This window comes from Krasilnikovia cinnamomea (assembly GCF_004217545.1).
GTDB classification, from domain to species: domain Bacteria; phylum Actinomycetota; class Actinomycetes; order Mycobacteriales; family Micromonosporaceae; genus Actinoplanes; species Actinoplanes cinnamomeus.
The window spans coordinates 3,726,554-3,748,364 of the sequence record NZ_SHKY01000001.1; the positions used below are offsets into that span (position 1 = coordinate 3,726,554).

The 21,811-nt window shown below is 72.7% G+C and carries 18 protein-coding genes and 1 pseudogene; 14 read left to right on the forward strand and 5 right to left on the reverse strand.

Features of this window, described 5'->3' with window-relative positions; translation table 11 throughout:
* Positions 1-45: 45 nt before the first annotated feature.
* Positions 46-666 (reverse strand): response regulator transcription factor, encoded by a 621-nt coding sequence (locus tag EV385_RS16835; RefSeq protein WP_130510322.1) that lies wholly within the window; start codon positions 664-666, stop codon positions 46-48.
* 499 nt (positions 667-1,165) lie between these two features.
* Between EV385_RS16835 and ssd the strand changes: the two genes are divergently transcribed.
* The 7 genes and pseudogenes from ssd to EV385_RS35705 all read left to right on the forward strand — a co-directional run.
* Positions 1,166-2,212 (forward strand): septum site-determining protein Ssd, encoded by a 1,047-nt coding sequence (ssd, locus tag EV385_RS16840; RefSeq protein ID WP_207230106.1) that lies wholly within the window; start codon positions 1,166-1,168, stop codon positions 2,210-2,212.
* The gene (locus EV385_RS16845; RefSeq protein ID WP_130510324.1) at positions 2,209-3,444 is read left to right on the forward strand and encodes a TadA family conjugal transfer-associated ATPase; all 1,236 of its coding nucleotides are present in this window, start codon (positions 2,209-2,211) and stop codon (positions 3,442-3,444) included. Before ssd ends, EV385_RS16845 begins: the two co-directional genes overlap by 4 nt.
* Positions 3,441-4,388 carry a hypothetical protein gene (locus EV385_RS16850; protein ID WP_130510325.1) on the forward strand — a complete coding sequence of 316 codons (948 nt, stop codon included), beginning with the start codon at positions 3,441-3,443 and terminating at the stop codon, positions 4,386-4,388. The genes EV385_RS16845 and EV385_RS16850 overlap by 4 nt, the downstream gene beginning before the upstream one ends.
* 31 nt (positions 4,389-4,419) lie before the next feature.
* The gene (locus tag EV385_RS16855; RefSeq protein ID WP_242624919.1) at positions 4,420-5,127 is read left to right on the forward strand and encodes a type II secretion system F family protein; all 708 of its coding nucleotides are present in this window, start codon (positions 4,420-4,422) and stop codon (positions 5,125-5,127) included.
* 33 nt (positions 5,128-5,160) lie between these two features.
* Positions 5,161-5,328 (forward strand): DUF4244 domain-containing protein, encoded by a 168-nt coding sequence (locus tag EV385_RS16860; RefSeq protein ID WP_130510326.1) that lies wholly within the window; start codon positions 5,161-5,163, stop codon positions 5,326-5,328.
* The gene (locus EV385_RS16865; RefSeq protein WP_130510327.1) at positions 5,325-5,693 is read left to right on the forward strand and encodes a TadE family type IV pilus minor pilin; all 369 of its coding nucleotides are present in this window, start codon (positions 5,325-5,327) and stop codon (positions 5,691-5,693) included. The genes EV385_RS16860 and EV385_RS16865 overlap by 4 nt, the downstream gene beginning before the upstream one ends.
* A pseudogene (locus EV385_RS35705) lies at positions 5,690-6,109 on the forward strand (Rv3654c family TadE-like protein); the annotation flags it as partial. The gene EV385_RS16865 and the pseudogene EV385_RS35705, both read left to right, overlap by 4 nt.
* Before the next feature lie 83 nt (positions 6,110-6,192).
* Here EV385_RS35705 and EV385_RS33955 read toward each other — a convergent pair.
* Complete coding sequence (locus EV385_RS33955; RefSeq protein WP_242625303.1) at positions 6,193-8,736, reverse strand: DEAD/DEAH box helicase; 2,544 nt, start codon at positions 8,734-8,736, stop codon at positions 6,193-6,195.
* Positions 8,737-9,130: 394 nt separating this feature from the next.
* Here EV385_RS33955 and EV385_RS16885 point away from each other — a divergent pair, with 394 nt between their 5' ends.
* The 6 genes from EV385_RS16885 (at position 9,131) to topA (ending at position 17,222) form a co-directional block, all read left to right on the forward strand.
* Positions 9,131-9,502, forward strand: a complete 372-nt coding sequence (locus EV385_RS16885; protein ID WP_130510328.1) for an STAS domain-containing protein — start codon at positions 9,131-9,133, stop codon at positions 9,500-9,502.
* Complete coding sequence (locus EV385_RS16890; protein WP_130510329.1) at positions 9,499-9,939, forward strand: ATP-binding protein; 441 nt, start codon at positions 9,499-9,501, stop codon at positions 9,937-9,939. Before EV385_RS16885 ends, EV385_RS16890 begins: the two co-directional genes overlap by 4 nt.
* A 418-nt stretch (positions 9,940-10,357) precedes the next feature.
* Positions 10,358-12,727 (forward strand): sodium-translocating pyrophosphatase, encoded by a 2,370-nt coding sequence (locus EV385_RS16895; RefSeq protein ID WP_130510330.1) that lies wholly within the window; start codon positions 10,358-10,360, stop codon positions 12,725-12,727.
* A 112-nt stretch (positions 12,728-12,839) separates the two neighbouring features.
* Positions 12,840-13,370: a hypothetical protein gene (locus EV385_RS16900; RefSeq protein WP_130510331.1), complete on the forward strand. Its 531-nt coding sequence runs from the start codon at positions 12,840-12,842 to the stop codon at positions 13,368-13,370.
* A complete protein-coding gene (locus EV385_RS16905; RefSeq protein WP_242624920.1) occupies positions 13,361-14,113 on the forward strand; it encodes a hypothetical protein in 753 nt (250 codons plus the stop codon). Before EV385_RS16900 ends, EV385_RS16905 begins: the two co-directional genes overlap by 10 nt.
* Positions 14,114-14,312: 199 nt before the next feature.
* Positions 14,313-17,222 (forward strand): type I DNA topoisomerase, encoded by a 2,910-nt coding sequence (gene topA, locus EV385_RS16910; RefSeq protein ID WP_130510332.1) that lies wholly within the window; start codon positions 14,313-14,315, stop codon positions 17,220-17,222.
* 69 nt (positions 17,223-17,291) lie between these two features.
* Here topA and EV385_RS16915 read toward each other — a convergent pair whose 3' ends face one another.
* Together EV385_RS16915 and EV385_RS16920 are read right to left on the reverse strand one after the other, a co-directional pair.
* Positions 17,292-18,176, reverse strand: coding sequence for a DUF559 domain-containing protein (locus EV385_RS16915; protein WP_242624921.1), 885 nt, complete (start codon positions 18,174-18,176; stop codon positions 17,292-17,294).
* A 56-nt stretch (positions 18,177-18,232) separates the two neighbouring features.
* Positions 18,233-19,534, reverse strand: a complete 1,302-nt coding sequence (locus EV385_RS16920) for a D-arabinono-1,4-lactone oxidase (RefSeq protein WP_423203121.1) — start codon at positions 19,532-19,534, stop codon at positions 18,233-18,235.
* Between the two features lie 149 nt (positions 19,535-19,683).
* On the opposite strand from EV385_RS16920, the gene EV385_RS16925 reads away from it, so the two are divergent.
* Positions 19,684-20,313, forward strand: coding sequence for a TetR/AcrR family transcriptional regulator (locus EV385_RS16925; RefSeq protein WP_130510335.1), 630 nt, complete (start codon positions 19,684-19,686; stop codon positions 20,311-20,313).
* Positions 20,314-20,377: 64 nt separating this feature from the next.
* Here EV385_RS16925 and EV385_RS16930 read toward each other — a convergent pair whose 3' ends face one another.
* Positions 20,378-21,583 (reverse strand): amino acid deaminase/aldolase, encoded by a 1,206-nt coding sequence (locus EV385_RS16930; protein WP_130510336.1) that lies wholly within the window; start codon positions 21,581-21,583, stop codon positions 20,378-20,380.
* Between the last annotated feature and the right edge of the window lie 228 nt (positions 21,584-21,811).

Sequence of the window (21,811 nt, forward strand, 5' to 3'; positions counted from 1 at the left end):
ACCGGCCCTGCGACGTTGCTTGAGGTCAGGCCCTGCGGCGTTGCGTCAGATCAGGCCCTCGCGCAGCGCGTAGGCCACGGCATGCGAGCGGTTGCGCAGCTGGAGCCGGGTGGTGACGTCGTGCAGCACGGTCTTGATCGTGCGCTGCGAGTACGACAGCCGGTGGGCGATCTCGGCGGTGTCGAGGCCGTCCGCGACCAGGCGCAGCACCTCCACCTCGCGGTCCGCCAGCACCGCGAACGACAACCCGCGCGGCGCCAGCACCTGCCGCTGGAGCTGCCCGACCTGGTTGAGCAGGCGGCTCAGCAGATCCGGCGGCACGGCCGCCTCCCCGGCCGCTGCGGACCGGATGACTGACACCAGCCGGTCGGGGGTGGCCTCGGCGCGGCGCACCAGCGCCGCCACGCCGGCCTCGATCGCGGAGACGAGCGCCGCGTCGTCCAGCTCAACCACGACGAGGACCACGCTGGTCCCGCGCTGCCGCAGGGTACGGATGGCCCGCAGCGCCGGTTCGCCGACCCGGTCCGCGACGACGAGCGACACCGTCGCGTCCTCGACGTCGCCCGAGTCGAGCACCCGGACCTCGGGACGCGGCCTCAGCTGGCTGGCGACCCCCGCCCGCGATATCGGGTCGTCAGCGTGGATATAAGTCGTGATGCGTTCCATGGCTAGTCCTTCCATGCCCGCCCCCACGGCAAGGCGCGCAAAGAGTGCCGCGACCCACTCACCGCCCGATCAACGAGGACTCAACGGGGGCTTTTCCGCGGTTGTCCCATGGCTTTCCGTGATGCGATCCGGCCCGCTTCCTTCACGTCGTGAAGCCATCTGACCTGCGCATCCGTTGGGCTTGGGGACAAGCCCGCCGCACTCTCTGTCACATCGACGACGGGCGCTACCGGGATGCGGAAATCAACCGTTCGGCCGATGCGGAAGCTGTCCTGGTGGGTGGCCCGCCCTCGGCGGACCGGCCCCGCCCCCATAGCAGATCCGTACGGGCACGCAGGGGTTCTCCACAGAGTCGGACGTCGTCCACAGGACCGCCATCCACCGGTTGAGCCGCACCCCGCCGGACCGGGAGCGTGTGGGCACCCACCACCCGCCGCCGTTGGAGGCCGTGATGCGTGCCCCTACCTCCGTCCGCTCCGGATCCCGCCTGCCCCTCGTGATCACCGGCGACCCGGACCTCCTCGACGACCTGTTACGGCTGGCCGCGGCCGGAGGCACCGAGGTCGAGGTGGCAGCCGACCCGCCCGCCGCCCGCCCCCGCTACAACGCCGCACCTCTCGTGGTCATCGGCGCCGACCAGGCCGCGTCCTGTCTGCGCGCTCGCCTGCCCCGCCGCCCCCGGGTCGTCATCGTCGGCCGCGTCCAGGTCGCCGAGCCCGTGTGGGAGGTCGCCGAACTACTCGGTGCCGAACACGTGGCGGTGCTGCCAACGGCCGAACCATGGCTCGTCGACCGCTTCGCCGAGCGCCACGACACGAGTCCCGGGCGGGTGCTGGCCGTCATCGGCGGCCGGGGCGGCGCCGGTGCCAGCGTCCTCGCCGGGGGTCTCGCGGTCACCGCGGTCAGCGCCGGCCTGCGCACGCTGCTGGTCGACGCCGACCCGCTCGGCGGCGGGATCGACCTGGTCCTGGGCTGGGAACAGGTCGACGGCCTGCGCTGGCCCGCCCTGACCGGTACGGGCGGCCGCGTCGACCCGCCCGCCCTTCTGCGTGCCCTGCCGCACCGCGGCGACCTGGTACTGCTCTCGTTCGCCCGCGACGAACCGCCCGCCGTACCCGGCGAGGCCATGGCGGCGACTCTGGACGCCGCCCGCCGGGGACGGGACGCGATCGTGGCGGATCTGCCCCGGCACCTGGACGACGCGGCGGCCCTGGCCCTGCAGGCCGCGGACCGGGCCCTCATCGTGGTCCCCGCCGAGCTGCGGGCCACCGCCGCCGCGGCCCGCGTCGCCGCCGCGGCCGCCGTGCACTGCGACCACCTCGAGGTGGTGGTCCGCGGCCCCGCGCCGGGGCGGCTCAAGGCCCGGGAGGTGGCGAGCGCACTGGGTCTGCCCCTGGCCGGGACGCTGCGCCCGGAGCCCCGCCTCTGCCAGGCCCTCGAACGCGGCGAGGCACCGGCCGCCGACGGGCGCGGCCCCCTGGCCGACCTGTGCCGGCGGCTGATCGACGACCTCGTGGCGGGCACCCACACCACGGCCGCGGCATGAGCGCGCCGCTCGGGCCCGCCCTCACCGCACAGGTCCGCCGGAGGTTCGCCGCCGCCGGAGTCGAAGCGACGCCCGCCGCGGTCGTCACCGCGGTACGCGGCGAACCCGTGGCGGCGGTCCTCGGCGACACGACCCTTCTGCGCCTCGCCGACCAGGTACGCGACCACCTGGTCGGCGCCGGACCGCTCGCCCCGCTGCTCGCCGACGACCAGGTCACCGACGTCCTCGTCAACGGCCGGGAGGTGTGGGTGGACCGCGGACAGGGTCTGCGCCGGGTGCGCGTGGACGTCGGCGGGCCGGATGACGTGCGCCGCCTCGCCCAGCGGCTCGCGGCCGCCTGCGGGCGGCGGCTCGACGACGGCCAGCCGTACGCCGACGCCCGCCTGCCCGACGGGACACGGCTGCACGCCGTCCTGCCGCCGGTCGCCACGGGCGGGCCGTACCTGTCGCTACGTACCTTCCGGCACCGCCCGTACACCCTTGCCGAACTGGTGGAGCACGGCACCGTACCGGCCGTGGTGGCGCCGTTGCTGGGCGCCGTGGTGGCCGCCCGGCTCGCGTATCTGGTGGTGGGCGGCACGGGCAGCGGCAAGACGACCCTGCTCGGCACCCTGTTGGGGCTGGTCCCGCCCACCGAGCGCATCGTGCTCGTCGAGGACGCGGCCGAACTGCGCCCGGTCCACCCGCACGTCGTCGGATTGCAGGCGCGCACCTCCAACGTCGAGGGTGCCGGAGCGGTCGACCTGACCGATCTGGTCCGCCAGGCGCTGCGCATGCGACCCGACCGCCTCGTGGTCGGCGAGTGCCGGGGTGCCGAGGTGGTGGATCTGCTCGGCGCACTCAACACCGGGCACGACGGCGGGGCGGGCACGCTGCACGCCAACACCCCCGCCGATGTGCCCGCGCGCCTCGAAGCCCTCGGCATGCTCGGCGGCCTGTCCCGGGCCGCCCTGCACGCCCAGGTGCTGGCCGCGCTCCAGGTGATCCTGCACGTCCGGCGCACCGGTTCCGGCCGCGTGCTGGAATCGGTCAGCGTCCTGCGACCGGCGGGCGAGCGCCACCTGGCGACCGTCGTACCGGCGTGGCGGCGCGTGCACGGCACCGGGTCGGGAGCAGCGGTGCTCGCCCGGCTGCTGGCCGAGCGAGGTACGCCCGCCCCGTCGGTACTGGCAGATCCGGCGCCGGTGCGTTCAGGCGTCGGAGCACCACCGTCCGGCCGGGGCCGGGTATGACCCTCAACCGGTTGCTGCTGGCCACCTGCCTCGTCGCCGGTGCGCTGGTCGTGGTGTGGCCCAGCATGCGTGCGACCCGACACCGGCTCAACCCGTCCATGGGGGCGACCGGCCACCCAGCGCGCTGGACCCGAAATCGTCGTGAGACGGCCGACGGCGGGCACCGTTCCGTTCCCTTCCTGGTGACCCTGAGTTCCGCCGCTCAGGCGTGGGTGACAGCCCTTGCCGTTCGTCCGGTCCGTGCTGTCGCCGTCTCGGCCGGGGCGGTGGCCCTCGCGGCCTGGTTGCTGGCCGGGCTGGTCGCCGGGCTGATCGCAGCGGTCTACGCGGGCCTCGGGTGCCGGGCGCTGACTCGCGGAGTGGCCCGGCGGCGATCGGCCGCCGCCCACGCCCGCGCACTGGACGACCTCTGCGCGCTGGCCGCCGATCTGCGGGCCGGAATGCCGCCACCCCTGCCGGCATCCGGTGGATCACCGGCTATCGCATCCGCCGAGCCGCGCGGCCGTGGTCCGGCTGCCCTGTTACCCGCCGATCCCGAGCAGCGACGTGCCCTGTTACCCGCCGATCCGGAGCAGCGACGTGTGCCGTTGCCCGCCGATCCAGGGCTGCGACGCATCGCCGAGCTGACCGACGCGGTGTGGCGCCTCGCGGAGCGCACCGGAGCCCCCGCCGCCGACCTCGTCGAACGACTCGAAGCCGACGCCCGCGCCGGGGTCCGGGCCCGCGCCTCGGCAGCCGCGCAGTCCGCGGGCGCCCAGGCCACCGCCCTGCTGCTGGCGGCCCTACCCCTGGGCGGCATCGCACTCGGCTACGCGATCGGCACCGACCCCCTGCGCGTGCTGCTACACACCCCGCTCGGGATGGGCTGTGCGCTCGGCGCCGCGGCGCTGCAATGTGCCGGCCTGCTCTGGGCCGACCGCCTGACGGCAGGGTCCACGCGATGACCCGTTCCGGCGGGCCGAGGAGGGCGGCCGGGTGACGGTCCTGCTGGTCGCCGCTGGGGCGGTAGTCGCGGTGTCGATGCTGCGTCGGCGCCGGGTCAGCGGACACCGCCTGGCCCGGCTACGCCATACCGCCGCGCCCCGGCGCGCCCGCGACCCGCGGCTCCTGCTCGCCGCAGCGTCCGCGCTGGCGGTCGCCGGCGTGATCGGCCAGTGGTGGGGTGTGCCCATCGGCGGTGTCGTTGGGATCGCGGTGGATCGGTTCCTGCGCCGCAGGCAGCCCGCGGCGGTGCGCGCCGCCCGGCTGCGTGCCACGGCGGATTTGCCGCTGTGCGCGGATCTGCTGGCGGCGGCGTTGCGCGCCGGTGCGCCCGTCGACCGGGCCGCCGGTGCGGTGGCGGATGCGCTCGACGGCCCGCTCGGCCAGCGGCTGGCGTGTACGGCACGATCCCTGCGGCTCGGCGCCGACCCACCCGAGGCCTGGGCGCACCTGTCCGACGTGGACGGCGCGCAGCGCCTGGTCGCCGCGGCGATCCGTTCCAGCGCCAGCGGTGGCGCGCTCGCCGGTGCGCTCGTGCGGCTCGCCGACGACCTGCGCGCCGACCGCGCGATCGCGGCCGAATCAGCGGCCCGGCGAGCGGGCGTACTCATCGTCCTTCCGCTCGGGCTGTGCTTCCTGCCGGCCTTCGTGCTCGCCGGCCTCGTGCCGGTGGTCGTCGCCGTCCTCGGCGACGTGCTGTGAAACAGGGGAACACCCAAGAAAGGAGGAGATACCATGCGCAAACTGATCGCCCGGCTCCGCGGTGACGCGGGGATGAACACGGCGGAGTACGCGGTCGGGACGTTGGCCGCGGTCGCGTTCGCCGGCATCCTGCTCAAGGTGCTGACGAGCGGCAACGTACACGCGGCACTGACCGCGGTGATCGACCGGGCGCTGAAGTGACCGCGCGCCGGTGGCCCGGCCGCGACCGGGGCTCCTTCACCGCCGAACTCGCGGCCGGGCTGCCGGCGCTCATGCTGCTTCTACTCGCGGGACTCACCGCGGTCGACGCGGTGACGACCCGGGCCCAGTGCGTGGACGCGGTCCGTGAGGGCGCCATCGCCGCCGCCCGTGGCGAGCCCGGCGAGGAGGCCGCGGCTCGCGTCGCACCTGGCGGGTCCATCGTGGACGCCCGCCTGGACCAGGACACCGTCACCGTGACGGTGGTCGCGCGGGTTCGCCTACTGGGCGGCGGCCTGCCGGGCCTCACGGTGCGGGCAAGCGCGGTCGCCGCGCGTGAACCCGGCGGTCCGGCGGAGATCCCGTGACACGATCAGGCACCGCCCCGGCCAGCGCCGTCCACCGCGGTGCCGCCGACGCGGTACCGGAGTTTCGGCGTCCGGCGTCGCGGCACGCGCCACCCACTTGGCGATGCCTGCGGCGAAGGGGTCGGCGAAGACGTGTCCCGCACCACGGGGACCGAGGTGCGGCGTCGCTGCTGGTGCTGGCGATCGGGCTGACGCTGGTCGCCGCCGGGGTCGCCGGGGCGGCGGTCGGGGCGGCGCGGGTCGGACGCCACCAGGCGCGGACCGCCGCCGACCTCGGCGCGCTCGCCGGGGCCGCGCGGACCGCCGAAGGCCCGGCGGTGGCCTGTGCCGAGGCAGCGCGCTTCGTGACCGCGAACGGGGCGCGGCTCAGTTCGTGCGTCGTCGAAGGATGGGAGATCGTCGTACGCGCCGAGGTGAGCGTGACCCCCTTGCCCGGGCTGACCCGGCGAGCCTGGGCGGCGGCCCGGGCCGGGCCGGTGTGGGCACCGCCACCGGCCGGTCAGGCGCTGGCCGGCGCGGAAGCCGGGCGCCGGGTGAGGCTCTCCACGGGTGAATCGGGCAGGGCGTCCAGGACCGCGTCCAGCACGGCGACCGCGGCTCCCTTGGCCAGCGGACTGTTGCCGTTGCCGCACTTCGGCGACTGCACGCAGGACGGGCACCCGCTCTCGCACCCGCACGACGCGATCGCCGCGCGGGTGGCGCGCAACCAGGCGGCAGCCGTGGCGTACGCCCGCTCGGCGAAGCCCGCCCCGCCCGGATGTCCGTCGTAGACGAACACCGTCGGCGCCTCGGTGTCGGCGTGGTTGGCGGTCGACAGGCCGCCGATGTCCCAGCGGTCACACGTCGCCATCAGGGGCAGCAGGCCGATCGCCGCATGCTCGGCCGCATGCAGCGCCCCCGGTACGTCGGCCGCCGACACTCCCGCCGCGTCCAGCGCCTGCGGCGAGATCGTGAACCAGACGGCCACGGTCCGCAGCTCGCGTACGGGCAGGTCCAGTGGCCTGGTGTCGATCACCTCGCCGGTGCCGAGGCGCCGCCGCTGGTACGACACCACCTGGCTGGTCACGTCCACCTCGCCGAGAAACAAGCCGACCGGCCCCGCGTCGACGTACTCCCGAACCTCGGCCACCGACAGGTTGGTGACATCGCGGGCATGCGTGGAGAAGTCCGGTTCCGCGGCGTGCACCAGCGCCACGGCGTCATCCAGGTCCAACCGGTCCACCAGGTACGACACGCCCTGGTGCAGGTACACCGCCCCGGTGTGCAACTGCACATGCGCCGAGCCCGGGTCCACCGTGCCGAGCAGGCGTCCGGTCGCCGACTCGACGACCGACACCGGGGCGCCCCCGGTGCCGCGCAAGTCGACCTCGGGACGGCCGCGATGGGTCCAGTACCAGCCGGACGGGCGGCGCCGCAGCGCGCCCGCCTCGGTGAGCGCCGCGACCGCCTCCCGTGCCGGGAGAGCACCGAACAACTCCAGGTCATCCGGCGTGAGCGGCGCCTCGGACGCGGCACAACACAGCTGCGGGCCCAGCACGTACGGGTTGGTGGGGTCCAGCACGGTCGCCTCGACGGGGCGGCCGAACAGCGCCTCCGGATGGTGCACGAGGTAGGTGTCCAGTGGATCGTCGCGGGCCACCAGCACCGCGAGGGCCTCCCCGCCGCTGCGCCCGGCCCGCCCCGCCTGCTGCCACAGCGACGCCCGGGTGCCCGGGTAGCCACAGATCAGCACCGCGTCCAGGCCGACCAGGTCAACCCCGAGCTCCAACGCGTTGGTGGAGGCCAGCGCGAGCAGTTCGCCGGTGAGCAGTGCCCGCTCGATGGCGCGCCGGTCCTCCCGCAGGTAACCCCCGCGGTACGCGGCCACCCGGTCGCCCAGCCCCGGCACGGCCTCGTCGAGGGCTCGCCGCGCCATGCTCGCCACGACCTCGGCGCCCCGCCGGGAGCGCACGAACGCCAGCGTACGGGTGCCCGCGACGACCGCCTCGGTGAGCAGGTCGGCGGTCTCGCGCAGCGCGGAACGACGCACCGGCGGCAGCTCCACGGCGTACCCCGCGTCTCCGTCACCCTCGACCCGGTCGTCGGCCCTGTCCCCGTCTGCTTCAACGCGGTCGTCGGCCCCGTACCCGGTGGCCTCGACGATCCCGGCGCTCGCGGCCTGGCCGTCTGCTGCGGGCTGGCCGTCTGCTGCGGCCGGGGCAGGATCGGCGCCGGTCCCGCTGCGGCGGCCGGTCCCGCCGGACTGCGCGTCGTCCTGCCCGACGAGGGGGTCGGGTGCCGTCCGTGGCCGGATCGGTTCCGGTCCCGGATCGGGCGGCAGCAGCGGGGGCTCCCACAGGGCGAAGGTCACCGCGCCACGCGGGGACGCGTCCTCGGTCACCGCCACCACCGGCAGCCCGGTGAGCCGCGACGCGGTGTCCGCTGGATCCCCCGACGTGGCGGACGCCAGCACGAACGTCGGCCGGCCGCCGTACCGGGTGGCGGCGCGTCGCAGGCGGCGCAGCACGTGTGCCACGTGGGAGCCGAACACGCCCCGGTAGGTGTGACATTCGTCGATCACCACGTAGGTGAGCCGGCGCAGGAAGACGCCCCAGCGTGCGTGGCCCGGCAGCAGGGAGTGGTGCAGCATGTCCGGGTTCGTCAGCACGAACCGCGAGTGCTGCCGGACCCACTCCCGCTCCTCGCGGGCGGTGTCGCCGTCGAACGTGGCGGGGCGGATGCCGTCGAGTCCGAGCCGGGTGATCGCGCGGAACTGGTCGGCTGCCAGGGCCTTGGTGGGCGACAGGTACAGCACGGTGGCGCGCTGGTCGGCCAGCAGGGAGCTCAGCGCGGGCAACTGGTACGCCAAGCTCTTGCCGGAGGCCGTACCGGTGGCCAGCACGACGTGGTTGCCGCCGTGGGCCAGCTCGGCCGCCGCGGCCTGATGCTCCCACGGGGCGGTGATGCCCCGCGCGGCCAGCGCGTCGCGCAGCGCTGCCGGGGTCCAGCCCGGCCACGGCGCGGGGCGGCCCTCCCGGGCGGCCACCCGCTCGACGTGGGTGATCGGCCCGTCGGTCCCGCCTGGCTCACCAGAAAGAGCCCCGCCGGAAAGGACCCCACCGGCAAGGGCCCCGTCTGGAAGGGCCCCACCGGACACGGACTGGCCGAAGACCGCCCCGGCGGGAGGGGAGCCGCCGGAAACGACGCCGTGGGTGCCGCGACGCGGGGCGGTCCGGCCGCGGAACCGGTGCAACAGCTCAGCGGGCCCGAGTGCCGGTGGCCCGGTGGAGACGGCGCGGGCGGCGGTGGTCACGGCATGCACTCTGTCACCGGTGTGCCCCGAACCTCAAACGGGTACGCCGGTGGGTGCCAATGCGTGGCTCAATGGTCGACGGTGGTTAGATTCGCTGGGGAGATCGGCTGGGTGGTGGGGACAGTCCCCGGCGGGAGGAGGACCGATGGAGCTGTCGCTGGCGACCCGGACCGTCGCCGAGCACACCGTGCTCGAGGTGGGCGGCGAGGTCGACGTCTACACGGCTCCGCGGCTGCGTGAACGCCTCGTCGAGCTGGTGGATGCCGGGGCCCGCAACGTCGTGGTGGATCTGGGCCGGGTCGACTTCCTCGACTCCACGGGGCTCGGCGTCCTGGTGGGGGCCCTCAAGCGGCTGCGTGCGGCCAGCGGCACGTTCGCGCTGGTCTGCGCCAAGGAGCCGCTGCTGAAGATCTTCCGGATCACCGCCCTCGACCAGGTGTTCCCCATCTATCCGTCGGTGGAGGCGGCGACCTCGGCGACCCCGGGTGAGCACCGCGGCAGCGGTCCGACGGCGTGATGGCGACGGTTCGGCTGTCCTTCTCGCCCGCACCGGTGCACGTCCGGACGGCCCGGCTGGTGGGTGTGGCGGTGGCCCGGCGTGCGGGGGTCGCCGAGGAGCTGCTCGACGAGGTCCGCCTCGCGATCGGCGAGGCGTGTACGCGCGCCGTCGCGTTGCACCGCCAGTACGGCCTGCCCGATCTCGTGATGGTGGAGATGTCCGATTCGGACTTCTATACCGTCAGTGTGATCGACCGCGCGCCGATCGAGGCCAGCGTGGGCCTGGCGAAACTGCCGCCCGACGAGCTGGCCGACGAGTCGCTGACCGACGAGGCGCTCACCACCGGTGTCGGCTTCGCGCTGCTGGCCGGGTTCGTCGACGACCTCCAGGTACGCCCGGTCGAAGAGGGCGCGGGCACCGAGGTCCGCATGGTCTGGCCACTCCACCGCCGCTGACCGTCGCTGCACCGTCACCTGCCCGACGGGTGATCTTGGTGTCTCTGGCGGGCGAATCCGCGTGTTGCCGGGCCTGGCCTGGAAGGACACGAGATGGCGCGGATCTTGCGTGGTGCGGCGAGTCGCCGACCGTTGGCCGTACATTTCGCCTAAAAAGGACACGCACAAGAAACCGCCGTATTGCGCGGACCCGACAGCCTACCCACGAACGGCTTCGCTAACACAGCGGTAAACATCACCACGACACGGCCGGGTCCGGGTGTGACCGTCACCACCCACGGCCTATAAAGTACGCGAGTTATCAGCACCTGCTCCTGGTCCCGCGTCCGCGGGGCCCAGTTGTCGTCTCCCCCGCGCGGGGATGCGTCCGGCGGTCTCGTCCACCGCCCGGGCGCGGTCGGTGTACAGGAGGACATTGATGTCCGGGACCTCCACATCCCTCGCCGCGGAGAGCGGCGGGTTGTCCCTCAGCGGTGACAACCTCACCTACGTCATCGTCGCGGTGGCCTTCGCGTTGGTGGCGCTGGGCTTCGCCGCGGCGTTCGTCAGGTCGGTGCTCGCCGCCGGTCGCGGCACTACCAACATGCAGGAGATCGCGGGCGCCGTGCAGGAAGGCGCGTCGGCGTACCTGTTCCGCCAGTTCAAGACCCTGGCTATCTTCGTCGTCCTCGCGGTCGTGCTGCTGTTCCTGCTGCCGGTGCACAACACCGACAGCGAGACCGCGGTCAAGATCGGGCGATCGCTGTTCTTCATCGTCGGCGCCATCTTCAGCTCCTTCATCGGCGGCGCCGGGATGGCGCTGGCGACCCGCGCGAACCTGCGGGTGGCCGCGGCGGCCGGCGAGTCCGGCGGCCGCGAGAAGGCCATGGGCATCGCGTTCCGCACCGGCGGCGTGGTCGGCTTCCTCACGGTCGGCCTGGGCCTGTTCGGCGCGGCGCTGGTCGTACTGATCTACCGCGAGGACGCACCGACCGTGCTGGAGGGCTTCGGCTTCGGCGCCGCCCTGCTGGCCATGTTCATGCGGGTCGGCGGTGGCATCTTCACCAAGGCGGCCGACGTCGGCGCCGACCTGGTCGGCAAGGTGGAGCAGCACATCCCCGAGGACGACCCGCGCAACGCGGCCACCATCGCGGACAACGTGGGCGACAACGTCGGCGACTGCGCCGGCATGGCCGCGGACCTGTTCGAATCGTACGCGGTGACCCTGGTCGCGGCGCTGATCCTGGGCCAGGCCGCGTTCGGTCAGGACGGCCTGATCTTCCCGCTGATCGTCTCCACGATCGGTGTGGTCATCGCGATCGTCGGCGTCTTCATCACCCGCCTGCGCGCCTCCGACCGCAACGGCCTGACCGCCATCAACCGGGCGTTCTACATCTCCGCGGCGCTGTCCGCGATCCTGGTCGCGGTGGTCAGCTTCGCGTACCTGCCGGCCACGTTCAGCGGGTTCGACGGGATCGCGGCGGGCGTCGCCGAGAGCGGCCGCAACCCACGGTACGTGGCGATCGGCGCCGTGGTCATCGGCATTGTGCTGGCCGCCGCCATCCAGGCGCTGACCGGCTACTTCACCGAGACCAACCGCCGTCCCGTGCAGGACATCGGCAAGTCGTCGCAGACCGGCGCGGCCACGGTCGTGCTGGCCGGCATCAGCGTCGGCCTCGAGTCGGCGGTGTACTCGGCGCTGCTGATCGGCGCCGGGGTGTTCGGCGCGTACCTGCTCGGCGGCACCTCGATCACCCTGTCGCTGTTCGCGGTGGCGCTCGCGGGCACCGGCCTGCTCACCACGGTCGGCGTCATCGTCGCCATGGACACCTTCGGCCCGATCTCCGACAACGCGCAGGGCATCGCGGAGATGTCCGGCGACATCGACGAGCAGGGCGCCCGGATCCTCACCGAGCTCGACGCGGTCGGGAACACCACCAAGGCGATCACCAAGGGCATCGCGATCGCCACGGCCGTGCTCGCGGCGACCGCGCTGTTCGGCTCGTACACGAACACCCTCGCCTCGTCGTTGACCGAAGCCGGGATCGAACCAGGCCGGGTGGCCACCGAGATCCTCGGCCTGCTGAACATCAGCAACCCGCGCAACCTGGTCGGCCTGCTGGTCGGCGCGGCGGTGGTGTTCCTCTTCTCCGGACTGGCCATCAACGCGGTCTCCCGCTCCGCGGGCGCGGTCGTGATGGAGGTACGTCGCCAGTTCCGCGAGTTCCCCGGCATCATGGACCGCACCCAGCGTCCCGAGTACGGCCGCGTGGTCGACATCTGCACCCGCGACGCGCAGCGCGAACTCATGACGCCGGGCCTGCTGGCCATCCTGGCGCCGATCGCGGTCGGCTTCGGGCTCGGGGCGGGTGCGCTCGCGTCGTACCTGGCCGGGGCCATCGGCGCGGGCACCCTGATGGCGGTCTTCCTGGCCAACTCGGGCGGTGCGTGGGACAACGCGAAGAAGCTGGTCGAGGACGGCGCCTACGGCGGCAAGGGCTCCGACTCCCACGCCGCCACGGTGATCGGCGACACGGTCGGTGACCCGTTCAAGGACACCGCGGGCCCGGCCATCAACCCGCTGCTCAAGGTGATGAACCTGGTGTCGCTGCTCATCGCGCCCGCCGTGGTGACGCTCAGCGTAGGCACGGACAGGAACGACCCGGCCCGGATCATCATCGCGGTCGTCGCGGCGCTGATCATCGTGTCGGCGGTCGTGTTCAGCAAGCGCAAGCCGATCTCGATGGGGGACAGCCCGTCGACCGGCGACGGCGCCGAGACCGACACCCCGGCCAAGGTCAACGCCTGACCCGAAAGATCAACGGTACGGGGGCATCCGGTGGGTGCCCCCGTACCGTCCGCGCACCCGTGCAGGCGATCGAGCGTCGCTGCTGTCGGCCGTTGCCCGTACGCTGCTTCCCATGCGTCCGGCTCGACGGGGATCCCTACCCCTGCTGCTTGCCCTCGCCACCCTCCTGGCCGCCTGCTCCGGTGCCCCCGGCCCGCGCGACTGGGCGGAGTCGGTCTGCACCGTGCTCGCCCCCTGGCGTACCGAGATCGGCACGCTGGCCACCCGCACCCAGCAGCAGATGACCGCAGCGACCACCCCGGCGCAGGCGAAGGAGAACCTGGTACGCCTCTTCGGCGGCGCCGAGGCGGCCAGCGAGCAGGCCCGGGCGGGGGTGGCGCGCGCCGGGGTCCCCGACGTCGACCACGGCAAACAGGTCGCCGACAGCTTCACCGCCTCGCTGGGCGCGATGCGCGACGCGTACGGGCGCGCCCGCAGCGGCATCGAGGCCCTGGCCACCAGCCCCGCCAAGACCTTCTACACCCAGGTCGGCGCGGTGGTCGACACGCTCAACACGGACTATCGCCGCAGCGAGCTGGACACGAGCAAGCTCGACTCGAAGGAGCTGAGTCAGGCGTTCGACGATGTGCCGGAGTGCCGCTGACCATGACGGAGCCGGGCTGGCCGTTGATCCCGCGCGAGCTCCTGCCCGCGCCGGTTCCGGCCGCCGGTGCGGCCGACACGGCCGTCGCCCGGCACCGCGTCGGTGGTCCCCGCGCGGTCGATCCCCACGACGCCGGGCGCCAGCTGTCGATCTTCGGAGTGGAGGCCACCGACCCGTCCCCGGCCGACCTGGCCGGGCTGCTGGCGGGCCCCGGCCACCTCGGCCGCATGGGCGGCACGGCACGGGTGTCGGTCCGGGTCGACGCCGCGTGGCGGGTGCACGTCCTGGCCGCCGAGCTGATCGCGCGCGGCCTCGCGGTGACCTGGTTCCCCCTCCCTGACCGCGAGCCCCTCCCGGACGAACCGCCCACCGCCAGGCCGGGCGGTGTGGCCGGTTTCGAGGTGCGAACGGCGTACTCGAGTAGATTGAACGGTCTTGCCCGCTCTTGGCCGCCGCCCGCCGACGGTCTGTTCCTGGACGGCGCGCGGTTGCGGTTGTGGGTGGCGGCTGCGGGTACCCCAAGCCATGGGGGTTACCTTCTCGGGCTGGGCGTCACAGCGGGCCAAGATCGAGATACGGTCGAAGCCGCGCTGTCCAGGGCCGGGCTCGCTCCGGTGCTGTCGGATGATGGACTCGGCTTCGTGATCTCCGGCCGCAAGCGGCTGTCCCGGCTCGCTGAGCTGGTCGGAGACCGGCCTGCGGCGGCGCCCGTGGCGCTGTGGCCGGGTGGGGCGACTTCGTGATCTTCTCGGATTGTGTGCGACAAGACGCCCCGTTCGCGGTGTACGGTGTCGCCGTCGGACGCGTGCGGTGGCCGGACCGTTACCATCCGGCTCCGGGCTGCCCGGGGAATGGCTTCTCGTCCGGCGCGTTACGTTGAACGTCCGCGGATCGCCACCCGAAACGGGGATCCGTCGAACGAGTACGAAGTGTGGGAGTGCCGTGCCGAGTAACACCAGGACGACCCGTCTGGTCATCGTCGAGTCCCCGTCGAAGGCCAAGACGATCGCCGGTTACCTGGGGCCCGACTATTTCGTCGAGGCCTCCTTCGGTCATGTCCGTGACCTGCCCCGCAACGCGGCCGATGTCCCGGCCAAGTACAAGGGCGAGTCGTGGGCGCGCCTCGGCGTCGACGTCGACAACGGCTTCCACGCGCTCTACGTGGTCTCTCAGGACCGCAAGCAGCAGATCGCCAAGCTGCAGAAACTCGCCAAGGAAGTGGACGAGATCTTCCTCGCCACGGATGAGGACCGCGAGGGCGAGGCGATCGCCTGGCACCTGGTCGAGACGATCAAGCCCAAGGTCCCGGTCCGCCGGATGGTCTTCCACGAGATCACCAAGCCCGCGATCCAGGCCGCCGTCGCGAACCCCCGCGACATCGACCGCGACCTGGTCGACGCGCAGGAGGCCCGGCGCATCCTCGACCGCCTTTACGGGTACGAGGTCAGCCCGGTGCTGTGGAAGAAGGTGATGCCCCGGCTGTCCGCAGGCCGTGTGCAGTCCGTGGCGACGCGCATCGTGGTCGAGCGGGAGCGCCAGCGGATGGCGTTCCGCTCCGCGGAGTACTGGGACATCAACGCCCTGCTGGCGGTCCAGGGGCAGGCCGACGGTCCGCGTACCTTCTCCGCCACGCTGATCGCGCTGGACGGCGACCGGATCGCCACGGGCAAGGACTTCGAGCCCACCACCGGCAAGGTCAAGCCCGGCGCGGCCGTCGTGCACCTCGACGGCGACGGGGCCCGGGGCCTCGCCGCGCGGCTGGAGGACCGCCCGTTCACGGTCACCCGGGTCGAGGAGAAGCCGTACCGGCGCCGGCCGTACGCGCCGTTCATCACCTCCACGCTGCAGCAGGAGGCGGCCCGCAAGCTGCGCTTCTCCGCCTCGGTGACGATGCGCACCGCACAGCGGCTCTACGAGAACGGCTACATCACTTACATGCGTACGGACTCGGTGAACCTCTCCGAGACCGCGCTGGCCGCCGCCCGCCGCCAGATCGCCGAGCTGTACGGCGAGGCCAACGTCCCGCCGCAGCCGCGCCGCTACACCGGCAAGGTGAAGAACGCGCAGGAGGCGCACGAGGCGATCCGCCCCGCCGGTGACAACTTCCGCACCCCCGGCGAGGTCGCGAACGAGCTCTCCGCCGACGAGTTCAAGCTGTACGAGCTGATCTGGCGCCGCACGATCGCCTCCCAGATGACCGACGCGGTCGGTAACTCCGTCTCCGTCCGGATCCGCGCGATCTCCACGGCCGGGGAGGAGGTCGACTTCGCGGCCACCGGCAAGACGATCACCGACCCGGGCTTCCTGCGGGCGTACGTGGAGTCCTCCGACGACGAGAACGCCGAGGCCGAGGACGCCGAGCGCCGCCTGCCCAACCTGGTCAAGGACCAGCCGCTGACCGCCGACGAGCTGAACGCGGTCGGCCACCACACCTCCCCGCCCGCCCGCTACACCGAGGCGTCGCTGGTCAAGGCGCTGGAGGAGCTGGGCATCGGCCGCCCGTCGACGTACGAGTCGATCATGCGGACGATCCAGGACCGGGGGTACGTCACCAAGCGTGGCCAGGCGCTGATCCCGGAGTTCCTCGCGTTCGCCGTGATCGGCCTGCTCGAGGGGCACTACCCGCGGCTGGTCGACTACAACTTCACCGCCGCCATGGAGAACCAGCTCGACGAGATCGCCGGTGGCGACTTCGCGGCACTGGACTTCCTCACCTCCTTCTACTTCGGCAGCGACAAATCCGGTGACGACTCGATCGCCAAGGCCGGCGGCCTGAAGAAGATGGTCACGGAGAACCTGAGCGAGATCGACGCGCGCTCGGTCAACTCCATCCCGCTGTTCACCGACGACTCCGGTCGCGACGTGGTCGTCCGCGTCGGCCGGTACGGCCCGTACCTGCAGCGTCAGGCGCCCGGTGCCACCGAGGAGGCCCCGGAGGACCGGGTGTCCATCCCGGAGGGCGTCGCCCCCGACGAGCTGACCCCGGAAAAGGTCAACGAGCTGTACCTGGGTGGCGGGGGCGAGCGCAGCCTCGGCGAGGATCCGGCCACGGGCGAGTCCGTGCAGCTCAAGTCCGGCCGCTTCGGCCCGTACGTGCAGGCGGGGGAGCGCAAGTCGTCGCTGCTGCGTACCCAGTCCCCGGAGACCCTGACGCTGACGGACGCGCTGCGGCTGTTGGAGCTGCCCCGCACGGTCGGCGTCGACGAGAACGGCGCGGAGATCGTCGCCGCGAACGGCCGGTACGGCCCGTACATCAAGCGCGGTGACGACTTCCGGTCGCTGGAGAGCGAAGCGAAGCTGTTCACGGTCACCCTGGACGAGGCGCTGGCGCTGCTGGCGGCCCCGAAGACCCGCCAGCGTGGCGTCGCCAAGCCGCCGCTGCGCGAACTGGGCCCGGACCCGGTCACCGAGAAGCCGATGGTGATCAAGGAGGGCCGATTCGGCCCGTACGTGACCGACGGGGAGTACAACGCGTCCCTGCGGCGTGGGCAGACCCCCGAGGAGCTGACGGTCGAGCAGGCGTCGGAGATGCTGGCCGAGAAGCGCGCCAAGGGCCCCGCCCCGCGCAAGAAGGCAGCGGCGAAGAAGGCCCCCGCCAAGAAGGCCGCCGACGGCGAAGCCACCCCCGCCAAGAAGACCGCCGCAAAGAAGACCGCCGCAAAGAAGGCAACCGCCAAGAAAGCCCCGGCTAAGAAGGTCGCCGCAAAGAAGGCGACTCCCGCCAAGACAACGGCAGCCAAGGCAACCGCTGCCAAGGCAACCGCAGCCAAGGCGGCAGCCGCAAAGCCGACCAACGCCTCCCCAGCAACCGCCGCACCCCCCACCAACCCGTCGCCCGCACCTATCCACTGACGATCTTGGTCGGTTTTCGCCCCTATGAGGGCGGAAACTGACCAAGATCGCAGGTGTGCTCAGCCAGCCCTATCGCCAGCCTGCCGCGTGTAGGGCGGCGCGGAGTTGGGCCACCACGGTGGCGGAGTCATGGCGGATCGCCCACGCGGGGAAGCGGAGTATGCGGTCACCCGCGATCCACAGGGCGTTCTGGCGGCTCATGTCCGCCCATGCCTGCCGTACTTCGAGATGGTGCCCGCCATCCACCTCGACATGCACCTGCCACTCCTCGAACAGCGCGTCCAGATATCGCCGCCGTCCCGCCGCATCCCTACGTACGACCTGCAACTTCGGCTCCGGCAGGCGGTGTCGCCGGCACAGCGCGACGAAGTCGAGCTCGGCCAGCGAATGCGCACCACCCGTCGCGTCGTCCACCGCCCGGCCGATGATCCGCCGACGTCGCGCCCGGGGGAGCCGCTCCAGAACCGCCCGAACATCGGCCGCACGGACCAGCCGCTGCTGAAACCCGGCCGCCACGATCGCCTGCGTCTCGGCGACAGTGGGCGCCCACTGGGCAGCGTCCACCAGCGACCGGGCAGCCCGGGTACGCGGCGGGCCCCCGATCGTGAGGACGTCCCGCTCGTCGAGTGCCGCACTGCGGTGCACCACGACTCCGCGGGGAACACTGCGTCCCCGCACGGCCGGGGGGACCAGCACATGGATCGCCGCGGTGGAGTAGCCGCGGAGGTCGACGGCGGTGAGCCCGGCGAGCACAGCGCACTGACCGACCGACAGCACCGCCGCCCAGCGGCGCTGCGCCACGCCCACTGGGCCGTTGTGGGTGAGGAACACCGAACGGTGCAGTCGCTGCCAGCGTCCCGTGGCGAGCCGGTGACGTACCGCCTTCTCGGAAAGGTAGTCCAAGGCCTGGGCCATGGTGATGACGCCGGACTGGTGGTCGAGCAGGACATCCACGGGTCTCATCGTCCCGGGGGCGACCCGGCCCTGTGGATTGCCTGCGGATAACCGCGTCAGGGGCCGAGGACGCGGTCGAGGTAGGGGTTGGTGAAGACCCGGTGCGGGTCGAGCTGGTCGCGGGCGGCGAGGAAGTCCGCAAAATGCGGGTACGCGGGCCGCAGCGACTCCGCATCCCGGTAGTGCAGCTTGCCCCAGTGCGGCCGCCCACCCAACGGCGCGCACACCGCCTCGACCGCCCGGAAATACGGCTCGTACGCGCTCCCGGTGAACTGGTGCACCGCCACGTACGCCGACTCCCGCCCGTACCCGTGCGAGAGCCACACATCGTCCGGCCCGGTGAACCGCACCTCCACCGGAAACTGCACCTTGAACGGCAAGCGCGAAATGATCCGGGGCAGTGCGTCCAGCACCTCCGGCAGGGCGGCGCGCGGGATCTCGTACTCCATCTCGGTGAAGCGCACCCGCCGGGGCGTACAGAAAACCCGGTCTGAGCGGGCCGTGTAGCTGCGGGCCGTGAGCGCCCGCGCGGCGACCGCGCTGACCGGCGCGACGGCGGCCGGGACCGCCCGGCCGAGCCGGCACACCGCCCCGAAGACCGTGTTGGACAGGAACTCGTCGTCCAGCCATTCCCGGAACTTCGACAGCGGACGGTCGTCGGCGGCCACCGGGTTGTTGCGCTTGAGCTGCGCCCGATCGGTGTACGGGTACCAGTAGAACTCGACGTGCTCGTTCGTCGCGAGGTGCTCGTCGAGCCCGGCGAGGACGTCGGGCAGTGACATCGGCCGCTCGTCGGCCAGCAGCGTGAACGCGGGAACGCAGCGCAGCGTCACCTCGACCATGACGCCGAGGGCGCCCAGTCCGAGCCGCGCCGCACCGAACAGCGGCGACGACGCGTCGATCCGCTCGACGGTGCCGGAGCCGGTGACCAGGGTGACCGATTCGACCACGGACGCGAGGGTGGCGTGCCCGAGCCCGGTGCCGTGGGTGCCGGTGGAGACGGCCCCGGCCACGGTCTGCGCGTCGATGTCACCGAGGTTGGGTACGGCGAGGCCGTGGCCGGCCAGCAGCATGTTCAGGGCGGACAGGGGCATTCCAGCCTGGACCGTGACCAGATGCCCGTCAACGGACATCGGCGCGCTGAGGCGGTGTAGGTGCAGCCGCAGGTCGTCCGCGACCGCGATGTCCGTGAACGAGTGCCCACTGCCGACCGCCTTGATCCGCCGGCCTGTGGCAACCGCCTCCTTGACGACTGCGACGACTTCATCGACGCTGCCAGGAGCGGCGACGTCGACGGCGACGGACTGCTGATTGCCTCCCCAGTTCCGCCAGCGGACGGATCCCACGGGCGGTGCGATGTCACTGGTCATAACGGCCTCTCCCTCACGACGGGCGGACAGTCGCACAAAACCGGGAGCGCCTGCGAGACCTGGCGTCCCGTCGATGCTCCTCGCTCGTTGATCCGAGTAACGTTCCGATTAACACTGCTGAGAGGGAGTGGCGACGCGTGTCGACACCAACCGTCACCACCGGGCCGCTGCGCCGGGTCCCGGTGCAGGGCAGAAGCGTTGCCCGGGTCCAGCGCATGCTCGACGCCTGCGCCGAGCTGGTGGACGAGGTCGGGTACGAGGGCCTGACCACCACACTGCTGGCCGAACGGGCCGAGGTCGCCATCGGCTCGGTCTACCAGTTCTTTCCGGACAAACGGGCCATCGTCCAGGCCCTCGCGATGCGCAACATGGACGCCTACCTGCAGGACCTGTCGACCCGCTTCGGCCGGGAGACGTTCGCGCACTGGTGGGACGGGGTGGACGCGGGCATCGACGCGTACATCTCCATGCACCGCAGCGTGCCCGGCTTCCGGACCCTGCACTTCGGCGACGTGGTGGACGTGCACCTGCTCGACGCCGAGCGGGACAACAACGCGGTGATCGCGGAGCGCCTGGCCGAGCTGCTGGTCGACCAGTTCCAGCTGATGGACCGGGTACGGCTGCGGTTCGCGCTGCAGATCGCGGTGGAGGCGGCGGACGCGCTGATCAATCTCGCGTTCCGGCGCGACCCGGTCGGCGACGAGGCCGTACTGGTCGAGGCGAAGGCCCTGATCCGCGAGTACCTGCACCGCCACGTCGACGCGTGAGCGAATGCACCGAGCGCAGCGAGGGCCATGAGCGCACGCCCAGTCAGCGCCGCGTGAGCGAACGCTAGCCGAGGAAGGCATGGCCTTCTCCGCGATACGTCGGGGTCGGCGTGGCGGTGTGGCCGTCGACGAGCTGCAGCTCGTTGACGTGTTCGCACAGCTCGCCGGCCTTGGCGTGGCGGAACCACACCCGGTCGCCGGGTCGCAGCCGGTCCGCGGCGGCACCGACCAGCGGGGTCTGCACCTCGCCGGCGCCCTCGTCGCCGCGGAACCGCAGTCCCTCGGGCAGCCACGGCGTCGGCTGGCGCGTCGTCCCGGGCGGTCCTGAGGCGATCCAGCCGCCACCGAGCACGGTGGCGATGCGCGGCGCCGGGCGCCGGACCACGGACAGCGCGAACAGCGCCGCGGGCCGTGGCCGCCATGCCGTGTACGTGTCGAACAGGGTCGGCCCGTACAGGCCGGACCCTGCGGTGATCTCGGTGACCGCGGGGTCGGCGGCGGTGGCCGCCACGCTGCCGGTGCCGCCGCCGTTGACGAATTCCAGGTCGGCGTGCTCGCGGACGGCGGTGACCGCGGCCGCGCGCCGCCGCAGCAGTTCCGGGTACGAGCGACGCTGCATGAGCCGGATCGCCCGGCCGCGCAGCGCCTGCCCCGGCGGGGCGTCGCCGAGCCCCGCGATGTGTGCCTCGTAGGACATCAGCCCGACGAGCGCGAAGCCGGGCCGGGCGACGAGCCGCCGCGCCAGCACGCCCGCCTGCGCCGCCGAGTGCACCGGCGAGCGGCGCACCCCGACGTGCAGCGGACCGGCCGGGCGCCAGGAGGCGTCCAGGTCGAGGCAGAGCCGGACCGTGGGCCGCTTGCCGGGGCTGGTCACCTGGTCGACCACGTCCAGGTGGGCGGGGCTGTCGACCATCAGGGAGATGGCCGCTGCCAGCTTGGGGTCCGCGGTCAGCTCACCGAGGGCGGCCCGGTCCACCGACGGGTACGCGACGAGCACGTCGTCGCTGACGCCGGCGCGGACCAGCCAGATCGCCTCCGGCAGCGTGTACGCCATGATGCCGCGCCAGCCGGCCCGGGCGAGCACCCGGTCGAGCAGGGCCCGGCAGCGTACGGATTTGCTGGCCACCCGGATCGGCTTGCCGCCGGCCCGGTCGGTCAGCGCCGCGGCGTTGGCGTCGAACGCGGCCAGGTCCACCACGGCCAGGGGGGTGTCGAGGTGGGCCGTGGCGCGCTGCAGCCGTTCCCGGAGGGCGGTGCGTTCACCGATCACGTCAGCACGCTAATGCCTGCGAGACTGATGTGAAAAGACTTCATTTCTGCGCCACCTGAACGTGCGTACCCCCAGCCCGCCGCACCCGCCGGTTAGAGTGCTCCGAGCAGCAGTCACGGGAGGTAGGGCCATCGACACCGAAGCGAACTCGGAGCGCGCGGAACCCGGACCGGTCGACCTCTCCGGTTTCGCCGCGCTTCGCTCCGTGCTGCGCATCCGGCCCTTCCG